Origin of the sequence: Mesobacillus maritimus, assembly GCF_044803185.1 — a bacterium.
Lineage (GTDB): Bacteria > Bacillota > Bacilli > Bacillales > Cytobacillaceae > Mesobacillus_B > Mesobacillus_B maritimus_B.
Genome location: NZ_CP085225.1, coordinates 4,524,331 through 4,547,658, shown reverse-complemented (window position 1 = coordinate 4,547,658; position 23,328 = coordinate 4,524,331). Strand labels below are relative to the sequence as shown.

The window sequence follows — 23,328 nt, the reverse complement described above, 5'->3', positions numbered from 1 at the left end:
GAGTTGGAGACCATGCTCGAACTTAAAAAAATAAACAAGATGATAGGGGACAAATTAATTCTCAGGAATATCAGCTTATCGTTAAACGAAGGCGAAACCCTTGCCGTTGTTGGTCCTAATGGCGCAGGGAAAAGTACATTTTTCAAATGTACTGTGGGATTACTTCAGCCAAGTGGTGGAGAAATCATTCTTGATGGTGAGGTCATTAATAAAAAGTCAGCAGCCATCAAACAAAAAATAGGTTTTCTCGGACATGAATCTTTTCTTTACAACAATCTGACTCCACTGGAAAACTTAAAGTTTTATGGGAAGCTTTACAAAGTAAGGGATATTGACCGCAAGTCAACAGAGCTCTTAAAAGAAGTAGGTTTATATCTGTTTCGAGATGTTCCAATTCGATCTTTTTCTAGAGGGATGATGCAGAGACTTGCGATTGCTAGAGTGCTCTTGGCCGAACCTAAAATTCTAATGCTAGATGAACCTCATACAGGTCTTGACCAAGAAGCTGTGGCACTTTTAAACAGAATTATAAAAGAAAAGCAGCAGGCGGGAACTTCCATTCTCATTATCTCTCATGATTTTGAACAGGTTCATACCCTAGCGGACCGAGTGGCAATTCTAAAAAAAGGAATAATTGTCGATACAATTCAACTTAACGGGGATATGGGGCTTGCTGAGATGAAGAACTGGTATGAGAAGGTGGTGATGGGAGCATGATGACGGTTTTATCGGATGCCCTTACCATTGCCGGCAAAGATTTACGAAGTGAGTTCAAGACGAAGCAAACCATAAGCATGATGGCAATTTTTGCAGCACTTGTGATTCTTGTCTTCAGCTTTGCGTTCGATCCAACGAATAATGCCGTAAAAGCGGTTATCCCAGGGCTAGTATGGGTAATCACGATTTTCGCAGGAATCCTAGGCTTAAACCGCTCATTCACCTCAGAATTAGAGAATGATTGTTTAACAGGCTTGCGATCAGGACCTATAGATGCTGCGAGTATTTATCTCGGAAAAGTAATAGCAAACTTTACGATTGTGACAATCGTGCAAGCCATTAGTATTCCTGTACTATTTATCTTGTTCAACTACCGGTTCACTGGGTCCTTTCTATGGTTTATTCTCATTATTCTTGCAGGAACGCTTGGATTCATCATTGTTGGAACCTTTTTATCCGCTTTGTCTGCTAATGCAAAAAATAGTGAAATGCTTCTCCCGGTCCTCCTGCTGCCGTTGTTAAGTCCGTTAATGATTGCAGCTGTTCAGGCTACAAGAGTTGCTCTTGAAAACGAAAAGGTTGAAAATGCTGTTGCTTGGCTTCAGTTAATGTCAGCTTATGATTTAATATTCTTTGCCGCTTGTCTCTTGTTATTTGAATTTATTATGGAGGGATCCTGATGCTGAAAATTAAAAATTCTGGTCCGATAGACCGGATACTGTTTTATATCCTTGTACCAGCAATGTTCATTAACCTTTATCTTATTTTTGTTTGGTCACCTGTCGAGAGAGTAATGGGCGATGTCCAAAAAATCTTTTATTTCCATGTAGGAACAGCATGGGTTGCATTCTTAGCCTTTTTTATCGTAGGTTTTTACAGTGTTTTGACCTTAATCAAACCCAAAATGGAACGCTTTATCTATGCTGGGATTTCAGCTGAGATTGGGGTTCTCTTTACAACCCTTGCGCTCTTAACGGGAATGGTCTGGGGAAGAGCAAGTTGGAATACATGGTGGACATGGGAACCTAGATTGATCACCACTTTAATTCTTTGGTTCATCTATGTTGCCTATCTGTTTGTTCGTAAAATGGATGGCTCATGGGAAAAAATTGCAAAACTATCCTCTGTCTTTGGAATCATCGGGGTTATCAATGTACCAATTGTTTTCATGGCTACTCGCTGGTGGAATACAAAGCTACATCCAGTTGTCTTTGGTGAAGGAAAGGACCAATCAGGCGGTGGAATGGAACCAGAAATGCTCATTACGATGTTGTTCAGTATCTTCACGATTACCATCCTTTATGTATTCTTGTTACGCAAAGGATCACAAATTGAAAAAATGCGCGAAGTCATCAAAAAAGCGAAAAGCAATGTAATCAATAGGATTGCTAGCTAATAAGAAAAGCGGAGCCGACTGTTCATCTCCGACAGGCATAAGACGCGCCCAGGAAGAAGGCGTACTTTGCCTTCATCCTGGGAGTGGCTTATGACCCGAGGAGATAGGAGGCGGAGCTGGACAAAGAAAAGCGGAGCCGACTGTTCATCTCCGACAGGCATAAGACGCGCCCAGGAAGAAGGCGTACTTTGCCTTCATCCTGGGAGTGGCTTATGACCCGAGGAGATAGGAGGCGGAGCTGGACACTACTAAGCTAGACAACTACATGCTAGTTAAATATAAGGAGGAACTTATCATGACATATTTATTAATGGGCTATTCAGTTATTTTTACTTTAATTGCAGGATATACAGTAATTCTTGGAAAACGTCAAAAGCAAATTGAAAAAGAGATTCAGCAATTAGAGGAATGGAAATCAGAATTATAAAAAGCAGGTGAAGAGGATGGGCAAGAAGCTTGTACCGATTTTCGTCATTATTGCTGCTATCGGGGTTATCGGCTTTCTCATGAATGGCCTTAGTGAGAAAGTTTCCGCTAACCCCGGGGACGAGGCAATTGATTTTGAACTAAAGGATATCCACGGCGAAACATTTAAATTGTCAGATTTTAAAGGTCAGACAGTTGTATTGAACTTTTTCGCCACATGGTGCCAACCATGTATCGATGAAGCTCCCGAACTTGAAGCTTTTGGAAAAGAGTATGAAGATGCAAAATTAATCATCATTGCCAAAGGTGAATCGAAGAAAAGAATGGAGAAATACATTGATGAAAGCAACTCTAAACTTCTCTATCTTTTAGATACAAAAGAAGAAACATCGAATGAGTATAGCGTAGTTGGTCAGCCTGACACTATTATCATCAATAAGGATGGGATTGTTGTCGAGAGGTTTACAGGACCAACTACTAAAGACCGTCTAATTGAATTAATTGAGGAAAAAGCCTCATCTTAACCATGGTTAAAACACCTTTAGTGTTTTAAATAGATTTATATTTAACCAGGGGAGGTGAAAGGGATGTTTAAAAGATCAATCAAAAGGTTTTTAGCGCTAGATAAAAGGATGCTTCTATTCATTGGAGTTTTTACAGGAATTATCTTGTCGGTGGTTACTGTCAAAGGGCTTGCTTACACAGATTCACCAGAGTTCTGCGGTAGTTGTCATATCATGAACAACGTCCATGACTCATTTGCTAGTTCTACACATGCTGAATTAGCTTGCAGTGACTGTCATTTACCACATGATACATTGGTAAATAAATATGTGAACAAAGCTAAAGCTGGTGTAGGGCATGTATACTATAATACACTTGGCGAGGCTAAAATCCCACAAGTCTTACATGCAACAGAGAATTCTCAGGAAATCGTTAATCAAAACTGTATCGATTGCCACCAAAGTACACTGGACAATATAGCACATGATGCAAAAGACAGTTGTTCAAGCTGCCACCAGTCGGTACCACACGGTGGTGACTTTAAAACTGAGGATTACTTTAAACCAGCAAAACCAGGCGAGCTTTTAGAAAATAAGGGAGGTACAATGAATAATGGCTAGGAATTTTAAATGGGCAGCTTTGCTCCTAGTCGCTGTCATGCTAGTCCTTTCGGGTTGCGGTTCAAGCGAGAAAGATACAGCAGCAACCGAAGCGAAAACCGGACTAAGTGCAGATGAAATAAGCAATGAAGCGTTTAAGGACTTATTCCCGCTTCAATATGACAGCTACCAGAAAAACGCAGAGATGGAAGATACGAAATACAGTGGTTCAGTAAAACGAAGTAAATACGATCATGATAAAGAACCATATTTACCAATCCTCTTTAATGGATACGGATTTGCGACTGAGTATAATGAGGACCGTGGTCATATTTATGCAAACGAGGATGTTCGAGACATTGCTCGTATTACTGATAAGTCAATTGGATCTTGCTTGACTTGTAAATCTACAGCTGTTCCCCACATGATTGAGGAAATGGGTGACGATTACTGGGGCGGTAATTTCAATGAAGACATTTGGCCAAAAGCGGAATCAATGGGCCATTCCCCAATCGGTTGCTCTGACTGTCATGACCCAGAAACAATGGACTTACGCGTAACACGTCCAAGCTTCATTAAGGGAATGGAAGCTCAAGGAATTGATATGTCTAACCCAACAAAAAACGATATGCGAAACTACGTTTGCGGACAGTGTCACGTAGAGTATTACTTTGATGCAAGCAATGGTGAAGTAACCTATCCTTGGGATAACGGTTTTAAGCCTGAAGATATGTACGAATACTATGAAACAACAGCTAAAGAAGAAGGATTCAACCAGGACTGGATTCACAATGTATCGGGAACACCGATTTTAAAAGCTCAGCACCCAGACTTTGAAACTCATATAGAGGGACCACATGGCGAAGCAGGCGTTACATGCTCTGATTGTCATATGCCTTATGAGCGTGCAGATGGTAAGAAGAAAATCAGTTCTCACCAATGGACATCACCACTTAAAACAATGGAAGAGTCTTGTATGACATGCCATAGTAACAGAGATGTGGAAGACCTAGAAGAGCGAGTTATTAAGATTCAGGATACTCATATGGAAGCACTACACAAAGCGGAAGATGTATCCATTACTTCTCATTATTACATCAATAAGATGATTACATCAGGTGTTAGCGAAGCAAAAATTAAAGAAGCACAGGAACATGTTCGTAAAGGGCAATGGTTCTGGGATATTGTTGCCGCTGAAAGTGCAGCAGGTTTCCACAATCCACAAGGTGCAATGGATGCTTTGAAGGTTTCATCAGAGGAATCATTTGCAGCCATTAAAATTGCCACTGAAGAGCTAGTGAAAAAAGGTGTAAGTATTGAAGAGTTAGACGAAGAAATAGAAAAAGTGAAAAAGGCTGTCTACGAGGAAACAGACAACTTCAAAAAGAAGGATTTGGCGATCAACGACTATTTCCCTGCACAACAGCCAAAGTAAAAAACAAAAATACTATACTAATAGTTAAGAAGGAAAACACTGTGCAAATAGTAATTTGTGCAGTGTTTTCTTTAGTTTAAAACAGGAGTACATTAGTGTCAAGTCAAGGTAGCCGCTCTGTTAGAAGTGCATTCAAATTCTTCCTAATCACTCACTAGTTGTAGGAGTTATTAGGAAGAAATTTCACTATTTTGATAGTGACCTTTCCTATTGCAAGTTCCCATTAAAACACCTAAAATTACTTAGTTATTGAAATTAATATAGATAGGAGAATGGTTATGCCTAGAGCCTTATGGCTACTAGTAATTGGGATGGCGGTGAATGCGACAGGCTCTTCCTTTTTATGGCCTTTAAATACAATATACATCCATGAACACCTCGGGAAATCTTTGACGGTTGCGGGATTCGTCCTCATGCTTAATTCTGCAGCAACAGTTGTAGGGAATTTAATCGGAGGATATTTATTTGATAAAATAGGTGGCTATAAATCTATTATTCTTGGGATTGGGATTACCATTATAGCATTATTTGGCCTAACGATTTGGAATGGTTGGCCACATTATATCATTTTATTAGTTATTGTAGGCTTCGGCTCAGGGATTGTGTTTCCTTCTATCTTTGCGATGACAGGGTCTGTATGGAAAGAAGGAGGCAGGAAAGCCTTCAACGCGATTTATGTTGCTCAGAATGTAGGGGTGGCGATTGGTTCCGCTTTAGGTGGCATCGTGGCTTCATATTCTTTTTTACACATTTTCTTAGCGAATGCACTACTGTATACCGTATTTCTTCTAATAGCCTTTTTCGGCTACCGTGGAATAAACTATGTATCTCGTTCACATTCAACGGTTCTACAAGAAAGTGGACCTGTTCGTAATCGTACAAAGTTAAATGCCTTGCTTATTCTTTGTTTCGGTTACCTTCTTTGCTGGGTCGGATACTCGCAATGGGCAGCGACAATCTCTGCCTATACAGTTCAACTGGGAATTCCACTTAGCCAGTATAGTCTTTTATGGACGGTAAATGGTGCGCTAATTGTTTTAGGGCAACCAATCATGAATCGAATCGTAAAAGTGTTTGAAAAAAACCTAAAGCTTCAAATTCAAATTGGAATGGTTATTTTTATTGGTTCCTTTATTGTATTAACAGGAGCTCAGCAATTTTCAGGCTTCTTAACAGCTATGATCATTCTGACAATTGGCGAGATGCTGATATGGCCAGCGGTTCCAACAATTGCAGACTCTCTAGCCCCTAAAGGTAGGGAAGGTTTTTATCAGGGAATTGTTAACAGCACGGCAACCGGCGGGAGAATGATTGGTCCAATTCTTGGTGGATTTCTAGTTGATACTCATGGGATGCCTGTCTTGTTTATGGTCTTAATGGTGTTATTTGTAGTTGCACTCTTGACAACAGCAGTTTATGATCGGATTTTAAAAAAACAAACAGGATTACAGGATCTAGCAACAGATATTGCAAATTAAATAAATAGGCTCTTTTCTCAAACTTTGTTGCTTTTTGGATACAAAATAGAATCGATTAAGCTTTGTTCGCTGCAAATAGCTTTTTAACCATGGGAAAAGAGCTTGCAAACTTACTATAACGTACAAAATCGCTTATCTTGCGTTAAAATCGGCTTTAGGATTTTAACAACAATCCTTACGAAAACAGCCAATAAATAAAAAGAGCTGGTTCAAGACCATATATAATGGGTCAAGAATCAGCTCTTTTTTTATCTTGACCAGTTAACGGAGGCTGTTGATTTCCGCTCCAGGCGCTTTAGTACTATTAGGGCAGTCCTCTTAAAGGTCATCGATTAGGATATAAGTTGCTTTAAAAGGTCCATGGACTCCTACAACTAGCTGCAATTCAATATCGGCTGAGTTACTTGGTCCAGAGATGAAATTCACACAAGCGGGTACCGTTTGTCCATCCTTATGCATTTCTCGCATTTTTCTGGCAGCCTGGGTCATTCGTGGAACGATGCTACTTTTAGGTACTAAAGCGATGTAGGTTTTAGGAAGAAAGCTAACTGTTCTCCCTCTGTCTTTACTGCTGAATAAGACAACCGTTGCAGATTCTGCTAAGGTTACTTCACTGATTGTTATCCCAACATTAGCTTGTTCTGCTAGTTTGATATTTTCATCCCCAGCATTATAATCCCACTCATGATACTCCAATCCTTGATTAGGCCATTCATTGGCAAAAAGATCTTTTAGTCCCCATTGCGTGAAACGCTCATCTTTCCAAGATACGACTGGTCCGCCACCATAATTCTTAACGGCTTCATTCAGGGCGACAGTAAGACCTGCTTGCGTTGTGGTAACAACAGTTGTGTTGATTTTTTCGCAATGAGTTTTAAGAACTTCAACGAGTTCATCCGCTGTTGCATCAGTGAGTACCTTGTCTTGTGGGTTATACTTCCACTCAGGTTTCTTAAGAGGGGCCTTAAGCCGCTCTCGTCCAAGCTGTCCTGCAATATTGTTTAAAAAGGATTCCCGGTTTTGGATGGTTCCTGTCATGATTTGCTCTCCCCTTTTTCCCGGTTTTTATACCAATCTCTGAATCTTTCTTTATTAGGTGCAGGGAAATCACGAACATCTGTCCATGCTTTTAGTGGTCCCGGACCTTTAGAGATTTTATCGTCGCTTGTAAATGGATTCATGGCAGAAGGGGCTAGTTTTGAACCCCATTTATAGAGAGTAGGCGAGGCTGCTCCTAGTCCAAATGCCTTCATTAGTAGTTTTTCAGATACAGGAGCTCTGCCTTCCTTTTCCACGATGACTTGGCGATGCTTATGCAATAATTCATGAAGTGGAATTTTCACCGGACAAACCTCAGTACATGCACCACATAGGGTTGAGGCATACGGAAGCTCTTTATAATCATCATAGCCACCAAGAAGTGGCGACAGAACAGCACCAATTGGACCAGAATAAATCGAACCGTAGGAATGTCCACCAACATGACGGTAAACAGGACAAGCATTCACACAAGCGGCACAACGAATACATTGGAGCACTGATTGGAATTCAGTTCCAAGTATCTTCGAACGGCCATTATCGACAATAACGAGGTGGAATTCTTCCGGTCCATCTACATCCTGTGCTTCTCTCGGTCCAGTTAGCACGGTGACATAACTCGGTAATTTTTGGCCGACGGCACTCCTCGTAAGCATGCTGACGAGAACTTCCAGCTCGTCAAAGGTTGGAACAATCCGCTCCATGCCCATTACGGTAATTTGCGTTTTCGGTAAGGATGTTACAAGGTCTGCATTCCCTTCGTTTGTAACTAACGCAAAGGAGCCTGTTTCAGCTACCGCAAAGTTACAACCAGTTATGCCAACATCAGCTGTTAAATAATCTTGGCGAAGCATTTCTCGTGCATGCCAAGCAAGCTCTGTTGGATCAGATGACTTCTTATATCCGAGCTTTTCAGTAAAAACATCTCGAACTTGTTCTTTGTTTTTATGTAAAGCAGGGGCAACGATATGGGAGGGAGGATCATGATCATCGACTTGAAGGATGTATTCACCAAGGTCCGTTTCAATTACTTCGCAGCCAATTTCTTCGAGACTTGAGTTTAAGTTAATTTCTTCCGTGACCATGGATTTCGACTTTACCACTTTTTTAGCATTCTTCTTCTTTATAACTCCACGAATATACTCATTCGCTTCCTCTGGAGTAGCCGCGAAATAAACATTACCGCCACGTTTTGCGATATTATCACTTACTTGCTCTAAATAGTAATCTAGGTTTTCAAGAACATGCTGACGAATTTCTTCTCCATGAGAACGCCATTCTTCCCAATTCCCTAGTTCCTCTACCGCAAGCAATCGCCTTGCCCCGATACTGTCCTGAGCACCAGCAACTGCACCGCGCATGAAGGAATTATTAATGCCTTTTCCTACACGTTCACTGAAATTTTCATTTCCAATTTTCATTGGCATCGAAAGTCCCCTCCAATCTAATATTAGGTAACTAGCTAGGTTTAAAGGAATGATCCATTACTGGCAATTTAAAACTTCAGCAATATGCATGACCTTAATAGGTTTTCCTTGACGATTGATTCGACCGCCAATATTCATTAAACAGCCGGCATCGGCTCCAATTAAATACTCTGCATGTGTTTCTTCAACATGTTGCACTTTCTCATCGACCATCTGTTCAGAGATCTGAGACATTTTGACAGAGAATGTACCTCCAAATCCACAGCATTGTTCTTTTCCTGGTAATTCGGTAAACTCTAACCCTTTTACATTGCTTAATAGAGTCATAGGTGCTTTTTTAACACCTAGCAATCTGGTCATATGGCAAGAAGTATGGTAGGTTGCTTTTCCTTCGAGACGTGCACCAACATCTTCTACCTTTAAAACATCTACAATAAATTGAGATAATTCATAGGTTTTATTTGCGAGTTTTTTTGCCTTTGGCTCCCAAACTGAGTCGCCTTTAAAAACGTGCTGGTACTCATGAAACATAAAAGCGCATGAACCAGATGGACAAACAATATATTCTGCATTCTCAAACGTTTGAATCATTTTTTTCATGGCTTCTTTAGAATCTTTTACATAGCCACTGTTATATGCAGGTTGTCCACAGCATACCTGTGAATCTGGAAAATCAATTTCACATCCCAAGCGCTCTAAGACCTCGACGGTCGCTTTGCCGACGTCACTTTGAAACATGTCCACTAAACAAGTCGCAAAAAGGGTAACTTTCATCGCTCAACCTCTCCCTATATCTAAAAGGATATAAACCATTGTACTCGTGATTGTTATATTTCAGAATATTTAAAGTAATACTACTATAAAATAAGGAAACAAAGAAGGGGATTTCATGTAAATTTCTTAAATGCTTCATAAAAAGGATAAAAATGTCTCCCTATCCTTCAATCATATTTTTATTTTTCATTATATTGGTTATAATAGTAAGAATAAGGCATCACCCATCCTATTTTGATGCATAGAATACCAGAAAATGTACGAAGGATAAGGCGCTCAAAAGTACAAGTAGCTAGCGAATGCAGCTCTTGCATCCAAAGCGCAAATTGTTTACAATAAATATACTTTCATTTTCATACTGATAGACGTTTATGAAGGAGTAGTAATGATGTAAAGCCTGATACAAAAGAGAGCTGACGGTAGGTGCAAGTCAGTCTGGCCCATCATGAACTCGCCTTTTAGTCGCTGACATGAACTAACAGTAATGCCAGCCGTTTTCCGCGTTAAGGATGAATGAAGCGAGTGACTCTGTCACTAATGTGGGTGGTACCGCGGGAGAACATACATATCCTCTCGTCCCTTTTATAGGGACGGGAGTTTTTTGTTTTTTTAGCTGTTTTAAAGAATACTTTTTTTACATGCCGTTGATTGGAGCGGAAATCAGCAGCTACGTTTAATCAAAGTATAGTAGTATATTTTAGGTTAGTGAATCAGGAGGTAAGTTAAAATGAGCTTTAGTCATCAAGAAATTGAAAAGAAGTGGCAGAAATACTGGGAAGAAAATAAATCATTCAAAACAACTGAAGATGAAGGGAAAAGAAAGTTTTATGCGCTTGATATGTTCCCTTATCCATCTGGTGCAGGGTTACATGTTGGGCACCCTGAAGGATATACCGCAACAGATATTCTTTCAAGAATGAAAAGAATGCAAGGCTATAATGTTCTCCACCCAATGGGCTGGGATGCTTTTGGACTTCCTGCTGAGCAGTATGCACTTGACACAGGAAACGATCCAGCAGAGTTCACAAAACACAATATTGATAATTTCCGTCGTCAAATTAAGGCTCTTGGTTTCTCTTACGATTGGGACCGCGAAGTCAATACGACAGATCCTTCCTATTATAAATGGACTCAATGGATCTTTTTGAAATTATATGAAAAAGGCCTAGCCTATATTGATGAAGTGGCCGTTAACTGGTGTCCAGCTCTTGGTACAGTGTTAGCAAACGAAGAAGTTATTGATGGTAAAAGTGAACGTGGCGGTCATCCAGTTGAACGTCGTCCGATGAGACAGTGGATGTTGAGAATTACTGCCTATGCAGATCGCTTGCTTGATGACCTTGAAGAGCTTGATTGGCCTGAAAGTATTAAGGATATGCAGCGCCACTGGATTGGACGTTCTGAAGGTGCGGAAGTAACTTTTGACATTGAAGGACATAGCGGAATATTTACGGTATTTACAACGCGTCCTGATACCTTATTTGGTGCGACATACGCCGTATTAGCTCCTGAACATCCACTGGTTGCAGAAATAACATCTGAGGATCAACGTTCAGATGTAGATACTTACCTGAACCAAGTGAAGAGTAAGAGTGATTTGGAACGGACCGATCTTGCCAAAGATAAAACAGGTGTGTTTACGGGGGCTTATGCAATCAACCCTGTTAACGGTGAAAAGATGCCAATCTGGATTGCCGATTATGTGTTGATGACCTATGGAACAGGTGCGATTATGGCGGTTCCAGCCCATGATGAGCGTGACTATGAATTTGCTCAAAAGTTCGGTCTTGAGATTAAGGAAGTAGTCGCTGGTGGGAATGTTTCAGAAGAGGCTTATACTGGCGATGGGGAACACGTGAACTCTGAATTTTTAAATGGTCTTAATAAAGAAGAAGCCATTAGTAAAATGATTGCTTGGCTCGAAGAAAAAGAGATTGGCACCAAGAAGGTAACCTACCGTCTACGTGATTGGTTGTTTAGCCGCCAGCGTTACTGGGGTGAGCCAATTCCGATAATTCACTGGGAAGATGGAACAATGTCAGCTGTTCCAGACAATCAGCTTCCACTTGTTTTGCCAAAAACAACGGAAATTAAGCCATCAGGAACAGGCGAGTCTCCACTTGCCAATATCGCTGACTGGGTGAATGTCGTGGATTCCGAAACCGGTAAAAAAGGCCGCCGCGAAACCAATACAATGCCGCAATGGGCGGGAAGTTGCTGGTATTTCTTGCGCTATATCGACCCTAAGAATGAAGAAGCATTGGCGGATGCAGAAAAGCTAAAAGAATGGCTTCCGGTTGATATTTATATTGGTGGAGCAGAACACGCGGTATTGCACTTGCTGTATGCACGTTTCTGGCATAAATTCCTTTATGATATTGGCGTTGTTCCAACAAAAGAACCGTTCCAGAAACTATTTAACCAAGGAATGATTCTTGGTGAGAACAATGAAAAAATGAGCAAATCAAAAGGAAATGTAGTGAATCCTGATTCCGTTGTTGAGAGCCATGGTGCCGACACTTTAAGATTATATGAAATGTTCATGGGACCATTGGATGCAAGCATTGCCTGGTCAACTAATGGCCTTGACGGGTCTCGCCGCTTCCTTGATCGAATCTGGCGATTATTTGTAGAGGAAAATGGAAGCTTAAGCGAAAAGATTCAAGATGTTGCTGAAACAGGTGACTTAGAGAAGGTTTACCATCAGACGGTTAAAAAAGTAACAGAGGATTTTGAAGGTCTTCGCTTTAATACGGCCATTTCACAATTAATGGTGTTTATTAATGAAGCCTATAAAGCAACTGTAATTCCGAAGAGTTATGTGGAAGGCTTTGTGAAGATCTTAGCGCCGATTTGCCCACATATTGCGGAAGAGCTTTGGGCGAAACTTGGCCATCAAGAAACTATTAGTTATGAAGCGTGGCCAGCATATGACGAAGCAAAATTAGTTGACGATGAAATTGAAATCGTCATTCAGATTAACGGGAAAATTAAGGCGAAATTAAAGGTTCCTGCAGATGCAAACAGAGAAACCCTTGAACAAATTGCCATGGGTGACGACTCTGTAAAAGAACAAATTGACGGAAAAACCATCAGAAAAGTCATCGCCGTTCCTGGAAAACTTGTTAATATCGTAGCAAACTAAAGACAGGTGGAGCAGAATCTGCTCCATCTATCTATACATAATCGTCAGGGGCATTATTGGGAGAGTTTTACGTTTAAGAACTAAATGGGCATCAAACTTTCGGATACCCTTTAGCTTCTGTATTATTTTATATGGTGACTAATCAGTATAAGGGGGTAAGTAAGTTGGATCATATTGAAAAGATTACAACAGATGAACTTCAAGCAAAGCTTGAGGCAGGAGAAAAACTAGAGCTAATCGATGTGCGCGAAGATGAAGAGGTAGCAGCAGGGATGATTCCTGGAGCCAAACATATCCGGATGGGCACAATTCCAGATAATCTAGATTACTTCAATAAGGACAAAGAATATATTTTTATATGCCGCTCAGGTAATCGTAGCGGCCATGTTTGTCAGTACCTCCACGAGCAAGGCTACAAAGTACGGAATATGGTTGGCGGAATGATGGAATGGCAAGGCGAAACAGAATAAGAAAGATACCATGGCTGATATCAAGTTTATCTTTGATATTGGCTTTTTTTAAGGCTCTTTTCTCAAACTTTGTTGCTCTTGGATACAAAATAGGTTGGATTAAGCTTTTTTTTCACTACAAAGTAGCCTTTTATTTATGAGAAAAGAGCGTGCAAACTTCCTATAACGTACGAAATAGCTTATCTTGCGTTAAAATCGGATTTAGGATTTTAACAACAATCTTTACGAAAACAGCCTTTTTTAAAAACTAACATACGAAGTCCTTAGGCGACTTCGTATGTTAGTTTAGTTTTATGGTTATTTTTGACTAACTAATTCCTTCTCTTTGACAGGTTGTTCAGTTGCAAGATAATCGTAAACGATTTCTGTGCGCGGAAGGGTCAAATCGGTTAGGATATGAGACGCATACACGACCTCATGTACAGGTAAATCTGCTAATGGTGCAAGTACGTGTGCAAATAATTGTAAACGTGCTGGTGACTTCCATGACCCTTTTATGGTTACGTCCTTGATTTCCCCACGGACAAGCTCACAGATACGCGCTTGCCCATTTTGACCACGAAGATGCTTAAGCATAAAATATGGCTTGCAAATTTCCTCACGAGCCTCCTCAGCATCTAGTGGAGCATGCTTATATCCCATCGTTGCGGTAGCCACTCGTAGGGAGCCATAGTCTAGTGTTCCTACAAGTGTGTCGGAATCTATGAATAAATTTCCTTTACCAAACTTTTTAGGATAGGCGCCAATTTCACGTCCTGAAGCAATGGCCCCGAAGTTGTCGAGGTACATACAGTGAATATAGTCCCCTTTTTCCCCATTGTAGGTCACAGGAATTACTTGCCCAACTTCTACATAAGAACCAAGCCCGCTTACGTCTGGCATATTGATGACCTCAAATTTCACAATCGAGTCATCAACTTCTAATGGTTCAGGAACAATTTTCCTTAGCGCTTCAATATCAGTGCGGTAATAGATATTTAAAAACTCTCGATTATTGAATCTGTACGGTCCTTTTGGAAAAGCAGGTGCATCTAGTGGAGTTGACATTTGTTTGGATACATCTTCTAATTTCATCGGTATTTCATCCTTTCTTTTGTTTCAAATAGAGTAAAAATTATTCTTGAATAACAATTTATGTATTACAAAAGATGTCTGATAATCGTGTTCACAGTCTTAATTCTACATGTATGGAACATTTTGTCAACCAAATCTTCAGACTATTTCGAGATTATTCATCTGCTGAAAATTAACTCTTTCACTGGAATTTAATTTTTATAAAACGCCAAGAAACACTATAAAATAAAGGCTTTTAGGGAGCGGTTACGTCTAGGGAAACTTCTGCTTTATCCTTGAAATTCAAGTCTTTATACCTAAAATTACTCTATTAATCATTCTGCTAGGGAATTTAAGGCGAAAAATATGGAGAAAAAAACTGGAAATTTAAATTGACAGAAAATTATCCGTGGGTATATTATTTTATTATGCAACTACATACCAACCAGTTAGTATAAAGATAATTATTCTCAGGGGGAATGGATGATGAATGGCACGATTGACCAGATCCAAACAGGGGTAGAATTCCTAAATGCTGACGAGGCGATACAAAGAATACCTGAAGGAGCATCTATCATGGTGGGGGGGTTCGGCTTCCCAGGTATGCCGCGGCACTTGTCTAAGGCGTTAGTGAGAAGAACGGAACTTGACCAACTCACTTTGATTATGAATAGCCTTGGGAGTGTATCAACTCTTAATGACCTTTTTGAGCAAAATCGTATAAAAAAAGTAATTGGTAGTTTCTTTTCAACAAATAAGGAGTTAGTGGTAGCCTATCAAGAAGGCAAAGTAGAAATTGAGTTATTGCCACAAGGTACGTTTACAGAGGCGATTCGTCTAGGCGGAGCTGGTATCCCAGCATTTTTTACACCGACAGCAGCAGGCACCGTTTTGGCTGAAGGCAAAGAAACTAGAATGATTAATGGTCGCGAGCATGTACTAGAGCAGTCATTGAGCGCTGATGTCGCAATTATTCGAGCGCACAAGGCTGATAAAGCAGGAAATCTTGTTTATAAAAAAACTGCTCAAAACTTTAATCCAGCTATGGCCACAGCAGCTAAGTTGACTATTGTAGAAGTGGATGAAATCGTGGAAATTGGCGAACTTGACCCGGATTCAATCGTAACACCATTTATCTTTGTTGACATTGTTGTAAAAAGGGAGGAAGTATAATGGGCGTAGATATTAAACAATATATTGCGAAACGCTGTGCGCAGGAATTAACTTCAGGGGTAGTAAACCTAGGAATTGGGATTCCAACATTAGTAGCTGATTACTTACCGAAAGGTGCGGTGACGCTTCATTCTGAAAATGGGATACTAGGTGTTGGACCAGAGCCCGACCCAAATGAGTTTGTTGTAGACCCTGAAACCATTGATTTAGTTAACGCTTCTGGTGTACAAGCAATCACCGCACTCCCACATGCTTCGTATTTTGATAGTTCACTATCTTTTACAATTATGCGTGGCGGTCATCTTGATGCAACAGTGATTGGGGCATTACAAGTATCTGAAACTGGTGATCTGGCAAGCTGGGCAGTTCCAGGAAAAGCCGTCCTTGGAGTCGGTGGCGCAATGGATCTCGTAATCGGAGCAAAAAGAGTCATAGCCGCGATGTCCCACTTATCTCCAAAAGGGGAACCAAAGATTTTGCCAGAATGTAACTATCCTTTAACTGCTAAAAACAGAGTGGATACGATTGTAACCGAATATGCTGTTTTCAAATTCCGTGAGGGCCGTATGTACTTAGTGGAACTGGTCGACGAGTTAACCTTAGAACAGCTAAAAGAAATGACACCAGCACATTATGAAGTAGCTGAGGACTTTAAAGTTGTGAAACGTGAGGAAGAAACGGTATTGGTTTAATTTTTGGATGTTGAGGATGGCTGGTACCCCTTAAAAGGTTAATGAAGCCATAAATGATAAGTAGAAAGAATCAACGGGCACCATGAAGGGTTCATGAAGCCCAAAAAGAAGAGTAGAAGCAAGAAACGGGCACCATGAAGGGTTCATGAAGCCCAAAAAGAAGAGTAGAAGTAAAAAACGGGCACCATGAAGGGTTCATGAAGCCCAAAAAGAAGAGTAGAAGCAAGAAACGGGCACCATGGAGAGTTCATGAAGCCCAAAAAGAAGAGTAGAAGTAAAAAACGGGCACCATGAAGGGTTCATGAAGCCCAAAAAGAAGAGTAGAAGTAAAAAACGGGCACCATGAAGGGTTCGTGAAGCCCAAAAAGAAGAGTAGAAGCAAGAAACGGGCACCATGAATAGTTCATGGTGCCCAAAAGTATAAGTATAAGAAAAAAACGGGCACCATGAAGAGTTCATGAAGTCCAAAAAGAAGAGTAGAAGCAAGAAACGGGCACCATGAAGGGTTTATGGAGCCCAAAAGTATGAGTAGAAGCAAGAAACGGGCACCATGCCCATTTTAGAGAAGTATAGAGTACAAACAATATCATCTAACATAAAATGTGTACTTTCCATGACCTTGGGATTTATAGTTACTCATTAAGACTTGTCTAATCACCTTCAACGACCCAACCCCACCAAACCACTCATAAACCCCGATTGTCGTAATCTTCCTGTCAGGAAAAAGTAGCCTGTATTCTTCAACGTTCCGCAACACTGCGGTTTCGAAACTTTCTACACGTCCACATTCTTTACAAACGACTTTTCTTTTCTCAACAACCGTTAATAATGACCGACAACCTCCACAGGTACATCCTTTCTGTAGTTGCTCATACTTATAGACTGGTAGCTTCGCATAACAAGACTCACCTTTAACCTCATCTAATAGTTTATTCGCTAATATTTTATGTTTTTCACTCAATTTTGATGGTCTTTTATTTAGATTCTGATAAAAGCGTTTTAGTTGTGTTGGAAAAACGATTGGTAGTTCCGGTGGGGCATTGTATAAGTAGAATTCAGGATTGTTAAAAATGAGGTAGCTTTCAATAGGGAAATTAAAACCAAGAGTTTGAATCAATTGACGGAGCAAGTTTTCGCATCTTTTTAATTGGTGTAAGTGATTTTTTGTTTCTTTACCTGCAAGAGTATAGAATCCATCGTTTTTATATATGTAATCTCCTTCGTGATATTTAACATCAAGCAGATATATTCTGTCTTGAGCAATAATTAATGTATCTATTTGAAACTGAGAATTTTTAATTTCAAAAAGTAAGTCGTGTAAAACCAATACTTCCTCCTGTAATTTTTCTACCCAAAGATCGTTGAGCAGTTCACCCCGATAACCTTTTTCCAGTGTTAGATAATGCTGTTTTACATCTTCGCCTAGTTCCATTCGAGAATTAAGAATCTCTAAAATTGCCAATATACGTGATTTTGTCCGCGGCTTTACTATCAAATTTCCACATCCTTTCTGATTCCTATTTTAAGTAAAATAAATCTACCTAACAACATAATTACGAATGATTGAAGATTCAGATAAATGGCGATACTGCTAAAAAAGGCAAAGGAGAGAGGAGAATATGATTCAAGTAAAGGTTTTTGACCATGAGCATGAAAAGGATCTAGAAAAAGACATGAATCGGTTCCTTAAGCAAATCGACGATGACCAATTGGTTGATATTAAATACAACGTCGCAGCTATGGCTGAAGAGGAAGATGATGAAGAACAAATTTATTGTTTTAGTGCAATGGTAATTTATAAGGCCTGACTAAAATGTCAGGCCTTTCTACATGTAAGGGCACATTAATCACTCGACGTAGTTCATGTCCAATTGTTCGCCCGGTTTTTCATTTCTGTCCAGGCTCTCATCAAACTCAACTCAACTCAACGCCCACCCAACACATACTCCGCAGCATTCCCACCAGCAAGTCGCCCGGTCACTAGAGCCGAAGTGATGTTGTATCCACCGGTGTACCCATGGATATCGAGGATTTCCCCACAGAAAAACAGTCCAGCCATTAGCCTGGAGGCCATGGTTTGTGGTTCAATCTCTTTAACTGACACACCTCCACCAGTAACAAAAGCCTTTTCGAGTGGTTGCGTACCGTTTACCGTAAACTGGAAGTTTTTGCAGCTATTCACGAAGCTTCGGATTTTCTCTTGTGAAAGCTGACCGCATTGGGAAGATGGGTCAATCTCACTTCTTTCTAATAAAAATAAGAGATACCTTTCTGGTAAAAATCCTTTTAGCACATTTTTGACGGCTTTCTTCGGTTCAGCCTTTAATTGACCATTTATGTCTTGGAAAAGCTGTTCTTGTTTTACATCTGGACAGGCATCAAGATTCATGGTTACCTTCTCTAGCTTCCATTTTTTCATGGCCTTCACGACAAACTGACTGCAGCGCAGCACAGCCGGTCCACTAACACCAAAATGGGTAAAAATCATATCCATTTTATGAGTAACCAAAGGCTTCCCCTTAGGATTAAGTACACTCAAATCAACCCCGCGTAGTGATAATCCTTGCAACACTTTTTCTTTAATAAACGGCTCGTTGGAAAGGAGTGGAACTTCCGTTGGAAATAATTCAGTTATGGTATGACCTGCTTTTTTAGCCCACGCATATCCGTCACCAGTTGACCCTGTATGAGGGACAGATTTTCCGCCGACAGCGATGACGATACTACCTGCCGAAACGGTTTCGCCACTAACAAGTTTGAGAGAAACAACCCGACCATCTTCATAATAAACATCACGCACAGGAGAATTGACTTTGATCTCCACATCAAGTTCACTTAATTTCGTTAACAAGGCATCGACAACAGATTGAGCTTTATTACTGGTAGGGAACATTCGGCCATGGTCTTCTTCCTTCAGCTCGATCCCCAATTTCTCAAAAAACGAGATAATATCTTCATTATTAAAAATAGAAAAGGCACTATATAAAAAACGGCCATTGCCAGGGATGTGTTTAATGATCTCTTCAACAGGGAGTCTGTTCGTCACGTTGCAGCGACCGCCACCTGAAATTGCGAGCTTTCGTCCGAGTTTATCCCCTTTGTCCACTAGTAAAACTCGGGCCCCTTTTTCACCGGCGGCAATGGCTGCCATCAAGCCAGATGGTCCCCCGCCAATGACTACACAATCATACTTAGTTCGTTTCATTCATTTTTCATCCTATCTAAAAAAGATTCTCTCATTATAAAACATTTCCAAGATTAAGGGAAACAAACCAGAAGTTAAAGTGGCAGGCAAGGAAAAAGAAAGGTAAACTAAATAAATGCAATCCTGAATGATAAATGTCGTAGTTATTTAGAGTGAGTATGATAAAATAAAAAATTGAGGTCTTTAACTAGTTTTTTTATTTAAGAAGGCGTAAAACAGAGTTACGCTTTTTAAAGTAGGAAGGGATTATATGTCGTCTACGTTGTTAAGAGGTACTTTTATTCTAACACTCGGAACCATCATCTCGAAGGTTCTCGGTTTATTTTATGTCATCCCGTTTTATGCCATTGTTGGGGATGAAGGAACAGCGCTCTATTCCTTTTCTTATGTTCCATATACGATCTTTATAAGTGTGGCGACTGCAGGTGTTCCGCTAGCTGTCTCGAAATTTATCTCAAAATATAATACACTCGAAGAATATGCGGTAGGAAGGAAACTCTTTAAATCTGGAATCGTTGTGATGCTTTCGACAGGTTTTGTGAGCTTTCTGATTATGTACTTTACTGCGCCAAGCTTGGCTGAAATGACCTTGAGTTCTAGTAAAAATCCTGAGGATATAAAGCCGGAAGATGTGACAACCGTTATTCGAGCGGTGTCCTTTGCTTTAATTGTTGTTCCGTTTATGAGCCTGATAAGAGGCTTTTTCCAAGGCCATCAATCGATGGGGCCTTCAGCTGTTTCACAAGTTGTTGAACAAATTGTTCGCATTGTATTTGTCATTGCGGGTGCCTTTATTGTTTTAAATGTAATGGATGGTAGTATAGTATCAGCCGTAAGTGTTGCCACCTTTGCAGCGTTTATCGGGGCAATCGGTAGTTTAGTGATTTTAGCATGGTATTGGTTTAAACGAAAACCACATCTTGATGAAATGCTTAAACAGGATAAAGGAACAGTGGACATTTCTTTAAAAGAAATTTACAAAGAAATCCTTGTATATGCTGCTCCGTTTGTTTTCGTGGGGATTGCGAATCCATTATTCCAATTTATTGACCAGATTACCTTTTCAAGAGCGATGGACTCCATCGGTCAAGGTGGAACAATAGCGACGTCCGCTTTTTCGATATTGAACTTCCAAACTCATAAATTGGTCATTATCCCTGTTTCTTTAGCCACAGCCTTTTCCCTAACGCTTGTCCCAAGCATCACAAAAGCGTTTGTTGAAAATAACCGTGACAGTTTAAGACAACAACTCGACCAGACTTTTCAAGTGTTGTTGTACTTAACTGTTCCAGCTACGATAGGGCTATCTTTATTGGCAGAGCCTGCTTTTACGATTTTTTATGAAAATAAAGAGTTAGGAACAGAGGTATTAAGGCTATATGCGCCGGTTGCTATTTTATTTGCGTTGTTTTCTGTCACTGCAGCAATCATGCAGGGCATTAATGAACAGCGGTTTACGGTTTTAAGCTTGTTAACAGGACTCCTTGTAAAACTAAGCTTGAATATTCCACTTATCAAGTTATACGAAACGAATGGAGCCGTTTTAGCTACCGCACTTGGGTATTTAGCTGCGATCCTAATTAATTTGTTTGTCATTAAGACTTTTGCAGGATATTCTTTTAAATTTGTGGGAAGAAGACTATTATTGATTTTTATTTTTTCTGGGGTGATGGGTGTTGCTACCTTCGCTGTTTATCAAGGCATTACGCTATGGCTGTCTCCAATGTCGAAATTCAATTCAATCATCATCGTGGTTCTCTGTGCGTTCGTAGGGGCAGGAATTTACTTCTACCTTGGCTTTAGAACGAAGCTGATTTACTATTTGTTTGGTGATAAGGTTGATCGGTTGAAGAAGAAGCTGCGATTGCCGATTTAAAAAAATGGTCCCTGCGCAAGGTAGGGACCATTTTCTTTAATTTTGCTTTGTTACTTGGCAGTCGATTTCCGCTCGTTTTTTAACGGTATGAAAATTAACAATGTACTTAAACAAAACCTAATTATTAATAATACGTTCCATAATCATATTCGGGGCGACCACCTGAGCCCATTCCTAGACGACGCTCGATACGGTCGACACGGCGGTCAAGTTGGTCTAATCTTCTATCAATCCTTTGAATTTGACGCTCTAGTTGGTCAAGTCTACGGTCAACGTTTCCGCCACCGCCTGGAAAGCCACCACCAGGGAATCCGCCGCCAGGAAAACCTCCACCGGGGAATCCTCCACCTGGAAATCCTCCACCGGGAAATCCTGGGAATCCTTGTGGTTGCCCTTGTTGACGAAAGTCCATCATAATTCTCATCTCCTTTGTGTTTTGCAGGTAAAGCATGATAATAGTCTATGTGGAAAGAGTAAAAGGGAGTGGGCTAATGCCTATTAGAAAGTGGAGTGATACATATGCGAATTGATAAAATGTTGTCAAATCTTGGTTTTGGCAGCCGAAAAGAAGTGAAAAAATTATTAAAAGATGGTGCTCTTCAGGTCAATCAGAAAGTAATTAAAGACTCTGGTCACCATGTTGACAGCGAGAAAGACACGGTAACCGTTCATGGGGAAGAGGTGCAATACCGTGAATTTATTTATCTAATGATGAACAAACCCCCAGGAGTGATTTCGGCTACTGAAGACAATCGCGATCAAACCGTCATCGATTTACTGGAGTTAGAGGATAGCGTTTTAGATCCTTTTCCTGTTGGCAGACTCGATAAGGACACAGAAGGTCTGCTTTTAATTACCAATGATGGCCAACTTGCTCACAAGCTGCTTTCTCCTAAAAAACACGTCCCCAAAACCTATTTTGCGGTCATTGATGGCGAAGTGACAGAGGAAGATGTACTTGCCTTTAAAAAAGGAGTTGTGCTTGACGATGGCTATGAAACGAAGCCAGGGGAATTAAAAATTCTCAAATCAGGTATTCGTTCCGATATTGAACTGACGATTACGGAAGGAAAGTTTCATCAAGTAAAGCGAATGTTTCAGTCTGTCGGGAAAAGAGTGGTCTACCTGCAGCGCCTCACAATGGGCCCACTTGCATTAGACGAGTCACTCGAACTCGGGGAATATCGTGAACTAACAGAAGAAGAAGTAGAAGCATTAATGAAGTATGAGGTGTGATTAAAGATTTATAACGCTCATGAACCTCTCATCACTAAAGTGACGAGTTTTTAATGTATCAAATTTAAACGATGCTTAACATTAGTGGGCGGGACACTACGCCCTCTATCCCATCAGCAAATGCGTTAGGGACTGCTTTTGTACTGTTCTTGCTACGCTCCCTACTTTGCAGTTAAGCTTCTTGCGTGGATACTTTTAGTAGCACTAACGTTGAAGATTTTACCTAGCAGACGTTTCTTCCTGCTAGAACCTCCTATCTTCAGTTTTCAAAGGACAATTTGTGTTAAGTCTAGAATAGCACAAGTGTTCGAGTTATCCAATCATTTTGGCTTCCGCCTACCGAAAATTCATCCCATGTCTAAAGACGGGCTTGGCCCTGCGCGGGTGTTCTTTTCGGGAAAACAATAAAAAATAGAACGGGCTACAGCGGCTCGTTCTACTTTTTTCTATTTACGATGTCATTTTTACTTTTTTTGGTGTTGTTGTCCACTTTCCACGGCTTGGGCTTTCTACTAAGTCATTATAGGCGAGGACGTTTAAATCCCTCTGTATGGTTCTTGGGGTAATGCCAAATTCTTCTACAAGGTCCTGGGTTGTTACAGTTCCATTCTCGTGAATGAACATGTAAATGGACTTTATTCGGTTTATCATCCGGTTAGTTGAAGGTTTCAAACAACCACTCCC

General features: G+C 40.4%; 23 protein-coding genes and 1 other annotated feature. Of the genes, 15 read left to right on the top strand and 8 right to left on the bottom strand.

Annotation, left to right across the window (positions count from 1 at the left end):
* The first annotated feature begins 12 nt into the window (after positions 1-12).
* The 8 genes from ccmA to LG336_RS21985 all read left to right on the top strand — a co-directional run bounded on the left by ccmA (position 13) and on the right by LG336_RS21985 (position 6,555).
* Complete coding sequence (gene ccmA, locus LG336_RS22020; protein WP_404329607.1) at positions 13-717, top strand: heme ABC exporter ATP-binding protein CcmA; 705 nt, start codon at positions 13-15, stop codon at positions 715-717.
* Complete coding sequence (locus LG336_RS22015) at positions 714-1,397, top strand: heme exporter protein CcmB (protein ID WP_404329606.1); 684 nt, start codon at positions 714-716, stop codon at positions 1,395-1,397. Before ccmA ends, LG336_RS22015 begins: the two co-directional genes overlap by 4 nt.
* Positions 1,397-2,113: a cytochrome c biogenesis protein gene (locus LG336_RS22010; protein WP_404329605.1), complete on the top strand. Its 717-nt coding sequence runs from the start codon at positions 1,397-1,399 to the stop codon at positions 2,111-2,113. Before LG336_RS22015 ends, LG336_RS22010 begins: the two co-directional genes overlap by 1 nt.
* Before the next feature lie 295 nt (positions 2,114-2,408).
* Positions 2,409-2,540, top strand: a complete 132-nt coding sequence (locus tag LG336_RS22005; RefSeq protein ID WP_404329604.1) for a CcmD family protein — start codon at positions 2,409-2,411, stop codon at positions 2,538-2,540.
* Positions 2,541-2,556: 16 nt separating this feature from the next.
* A complete protein-coding gene (locus LG336_RS22000; RefSeq protein WP_404329603.1) occupies positions 2,557-3,063 on the top strand; it encodes a TlpA family protein disulfide reductase in 507 nt (168 codons plus the stop codon).
* A gap of 63 nt (positions 3,064-3,126) precedes the next feature.
* Complete coding sequence (locus LG336_RS21995; protein ID WP_404329602.1) at positions 3,127-3,663, top strand: cytochrome c3 family protein; 537 nt, start codon at positions 3,127-3,129, stop codon at positions 3,661-3,663.
* Entirely contained in the window at positions 3,656-5,077 is a 1,422-nt protein-coding gene (locus LG336_RS21990; RefSeq protein ID WP_404329601.1) for an ammonia-forming cytochrome c nitrite reductase subunit c552, read from the top strand. Before LG336_RS21995 ends, LG336_RS21990 begins: the two co-directional genes overlap by 8 nt.
* A gap of 278 nt (positions 5,078-5,355) precedes the next feature.
* Positions 5,356-6,555, top strand: coding sequence for an MDR family MFS transporter (locus LG336_RS21985; RefSeq protein WP_404329600.1), 1,200 nt, complete (start codon positions 5,356-5,358; stop codon positions 6,553-6,555).
* 318 nt (positions 6,556-6,873) lie between these two features.
* Here the strand turns inward: LG336_RS21985 and LG336_RS21980 are convergent, their stop codons facing one another.
* Genes LG336_RS21980 through LG336_RS21970 form a run of 3 tightly spaced genes read right to left on the bottom strand, consistent with a single transcriptional unit; the run spans position 6,874 to position 9,794 of the window.
* Entirely contained in the window at positions 6,874-7,596 is a 723-nt protein-coding gene (locus LG336_RS21980) for a lactate utilization protein C (protein WP_404333256.1), read from the bottom strand.
* Entirely contained in the window at positions 7,590-9,020 is a 1,431-nt protein-coding gene (locus LG336_RS21975) for a LutB/LldF family L-lactate oxidation iron-sulfur protein (RefSeq protein ID WP_404329599.1), read from the bottom strand. Before LG336_RS21975 ends, LG336_RS21980 begins: the two co-directional genes overlap by 7 nt.
* Before the next feature lie 57 nt (positions 9,021-9,077).
* Positions 9,078-9,794: a (Fe-S)-binding protein gene (locus LG336_RS21970; RefSeq protein WP_404329598.1), complete on the bottom strand. Its 717-nt coding sequence runs from the start codon at positions 9,792-9,794 to the stop codon at positions 9,078-9,080.
* Between the two features lie 359 nt (positions 9,795-10,153).
* Positions 10,154-10,378: a binding site (T-box leader), on the top strand.
* A gap of 143 nt (positions 10,379-10,521) precedes the next feature.
* Here LG336_RS21970 and leuS point away from each other — a divergent pair.
* The gene (leuS, locus tag LG336_RS21965; protein WP_404329597.1) at positions 10,522-12,939 is read left to right on the top strand and encodes a leucine--tRNA ligase; all 2,418 of its coding nucleotides are present in this window, start codon (positions 10,522-10,524) and stop codon (positions 12,937-12,939) included.
* Positions 12,940-13,070: 131 nt separating this feature from the next.
* Positions 13,071-13,409, top strand: a complete 339-nt coding sequence (locus tag LG336_RS21960; protein WP_404329596.1) for a rhodanese-like domain-containing protein — start codon at positions 13,071-13,073, stop codon at positions 13,407-13,409.
* A 297-nt stretch (positions 13,410-13,706) separates the two neighbouring features.
* Here LG336_RS21960 and LG336_RS21955 read toward each other — a convergent pair whose 3' ends face one another.
* Positions 13,707-14,483: an acetoacetate decarboxylase gene (locus tag LG336_RS21955; protein ID WP_404329595.1), complete on the bottom strand. Its 777-nt coding sequence runs from the start codon at positions 14,481-14,483 to the stop codon at positions 13,707-13,709.
* Positions 14,484-14,945: 462 nt separating this feature from the next.
* On the opposite strand from LG336_RS21955, the gene LG336_RS21950 reads away from it, so the two are divergent.
* Complete coding sequence (locus LG336_RS21950) at positions 14,946-15,635, top strand: CoA transferase subunit A (RefSeq protein WP_404329594.1); 690 nt, start codon at positions 14,946-14,948, stop codon at positions 15,633-15,635.
* Entirely contained in the window at positions 15,635-16,327 is a 693-nt protein-coding gene (locus LG336_RS21945; RefSeq protein WP_404329593.1) for a 3-oxoacid CoA-transferase subunit B, read from the top strand. Before LG336_RS21950 ends, LG336_RS21945 begins: the two co-directional genes overlap by 1 nt.
* Before the next feature lie 586 nt (positions 16,328-16,913).
* Here LG336_RS21945 and LG336_RS21940 read toward each other — a convergent pair.
* Positions 16,914-17,822 carry a nuclease-related domain-containing protein gene (locus LG336_RS21940; RefSeq protein ID WP_404329592.1) on the bottom strand — a complete coding sequence of 303 codons (909 nt, stop codon included), beginning with the start codon at positions 17,820-17,822 and terminating at the stop codon, positions 16,914-16,916.
* A gap of 124 nt (positions 17,823-17,946) precedes the next feature.
* Here LG336_RS21940 and LG336_RS21935 point away from each other — a divergent pair, with 124 nt between their 5' ends.
* Positions 17,947-18,135 carry a sporulation protein Cse60 gene (locus LG336_RS21935; RefSeq protein WP_404329591.1) on the top strand — a complete coding sequence of 63 codons (189 nt, stop codon included), beginning with the start codon at positions 17,947-17,949 and terminating at the stop codon, positions 18,133-18,135.
* 116 nt (positions 18,136-18,251) lie between these two features.
* Here the strand turns inward: LG336_RS21935 and LG336_RS21930 are convergent, their stop codons facing one another.
* The gene (locus tag LG336_RS21930; protein ID WP_404329590.1) at positions 18,252-19,532 is read right to left on the bottom strand and encodes an NAD(P)/FAD-dependent oxidoreductase; all 1,281 of its coding nucleotides are present in this window, start codon (positions 19,530-19,532) and stop codon (positions 18,252-18,254) included.
* Positions 19,533-19,782: 250 nt separating this feature from the next.
* On the opposite strand from LG336_RS21930, the gene LG336_RS21925 reads away from it, so the two are divergent.
* Positions 19,783-21,408, top strand: a complete 1,626-nt coding sequence (locus LG336_RS21925) for an oligosaccharide flippase family protein (RefSeq protein WP_404329589.1) — start codon at positions 19,783-19,785, stop codon at positions 21,406-21,408.
* Between the two features lie 124 nt (positions 21,409-21,532).
* Here LG336_RS21925 and LG336_RS21920 read toward each other — a convergent pair whose 3' ends face one another.
* Positions 21,533-21,823, bottom strand: coding sequence for a hypothetical protein (locus LG336_RS21920; RefSeq protein ID WP_404329588.1), 291 nt, complete (start codon positions 21,821-21,823; stop codon positions 21,533-21,535).
* Between the two features lie 104 nt (positions 21,824-21,927).
* Between LG336_RS21920 and LG336_RS21915 the strand changes: the two genes are divergently transcribed.
* Positions 21,928-22,644 carry a pseudouridine synthase gene (locus tag LG336_RS21915; protein ID WP_404329587.1) on the top strand — a complete coding sequence of 239 codons (717 nt, stop codon included), beginning with the start codon at positions 21,928-21,930 and terminating at the stop codon, positions 22,642-22,644.
* 450 nt (positions 22,645-23,094) lie between these two features.
* Here LG336_RS21915 and LG336_RS21910 read toward each other — a convergent pair whose 3' ends face one another.
* A complete protein-coding gene (locus LG336_RS21910; RefSeq protein WP_404329586.1) occupies positions 23,095-23,316 on the bottom strand; it encodes a DeoR family transcriptional regulator in 222 nt (73 codons plus the stop codon).
* Positions 23,317-23,328: the final 12 nt, after the last annotated feature.

Coding starts and splice junctions, on each gene's coding strand:
- LG336_RS21990 (WP_404329601.1), top strand. CDS start 3,656: ATGGCTAGGAATTTTAAATGGGCAGCTTTGCTCCTAGTCGCTGTCATG.
- LG336_RS21930 (WP_404329590.1), bottom strand. CDS start 19,532: ATGAAACGAACTAAGTATGATTGTGTAGTCATTGGCGGGGGACCATCT.
- LG336_RS22015 (WP_404329606.1), top strand. CDS start 714: ATGATGACGGTTTTATCGGATGCCCTTACCATTGCCGGCAAAGATTTA.
- LG336_RS21950 (WP_404329594.1), top strand. CDS start 14,946: ATGATGAATGGCACGATTGACCAGATCCAAACAGGGGTAGAATTCCTA.
- LG336_RS21975 (WP_404329599.1), bottom strand. CDS start 9,020: ATGCCAATGAAAATTGGAAATGAAAATTTCAGTGAACGTGTAGGAAAA.
- LG336_RS22000 (WP_404329603.1), top strand. CDS start 2,557: ATGGGCAAGAAGCTTGTACCGATTTTCGTCATTATTGCTGCTATCGGG.
- LG336_RS21945 (WP_404329593.1), top strand. CDS start 15,635: ATGGGCGTAGATATTAAACAATATATTGCGAAACGCTGTGCGCAGGAA.
- LG336_RS21925 (WP_404329589.1), top strand. CDS start 19,783: ATGTCGTCTACGTTGTTAAGAGGTACTTTTATTCTAACACTCGGAACC.
- LG336_RS21995 (WP_404329602.1), top strand. CDS start 3,127: ATGTTTAAAAGATCAATCAAAAGGTTTTTAGCGCTAGATAAAAGGATG.
- LG336_RS21920 (WP_404329588.1), bottom strand. CDS start 21,823: ATGATGGACTTTCGTCAACAAGGGCAACCACAAGGATTCCCAGGATTT.
- LG336_RS21955 (WP_404329595.1), bottom strand. CDS start 14,483: ATGAAATTAGAAGATGTATCCAAACAAATGTCAACTCCACTAGATGCA.
- ccmA (WP_404329607.1), top strand. CDS start 13: ATGCTCGAACTTAAAAAAATAAACAAGATGATAGGGGACAAATTAATT.
- LG336_RS22005 (WP_404329604.1), top strand. CDS start 2,409: ATGACATATTTATTAATGGGCTATTCAGTTATTTTTACTTTAATTGCA.
- leuS (WP_404329597.1), top strand. CDS start 10,522: ATGAGCTTTAGTCATCAAGAAATTGAAAAGAAGTGGCAGAAATACTGG.
- LG336_RS21985 (WP_404329600.1), top strand. CDS start 5,356: ATGCCTAGAGCCTTATGGCTACTAGTAATTGGGATGGCGGTGAATGCG.
- LG336_RS21960 (WP_404329596.1), top strand. CDS start 13,071: ATGGTGACTAATCAGTATAAGGGGGTAAGTAAGTTGGATCATATTGAA.
- LG336_RS21970 (WP_404329598.1), bottom strand. CDS start 9,794: ATGAAAGTTACCCTTTTTGCGACTTGTTTAGTGGACATGTTTCAAAGT.
- LG336_RS21915 (WP_404329587.1), top strand. CDS start 21,928: ATGCGAATTGATAAAATGTTGTCAAATCTTGGTTTTGGCAGCCGAAAA.
- LG336_RS21935 (WP_404329591.1), top strand. CDS start 17,947: ATGATTCAAGTAAAGGTTTTTGACCATGAGCATGAAAAGGATCTAGAA.
- LG336_RS22010 (WP_404329605.1), top strand. CDS start 1,397: ATGCTGAAAATTAAAAATTCTGGTCCGATAGACCGGATACTGTTTTAT.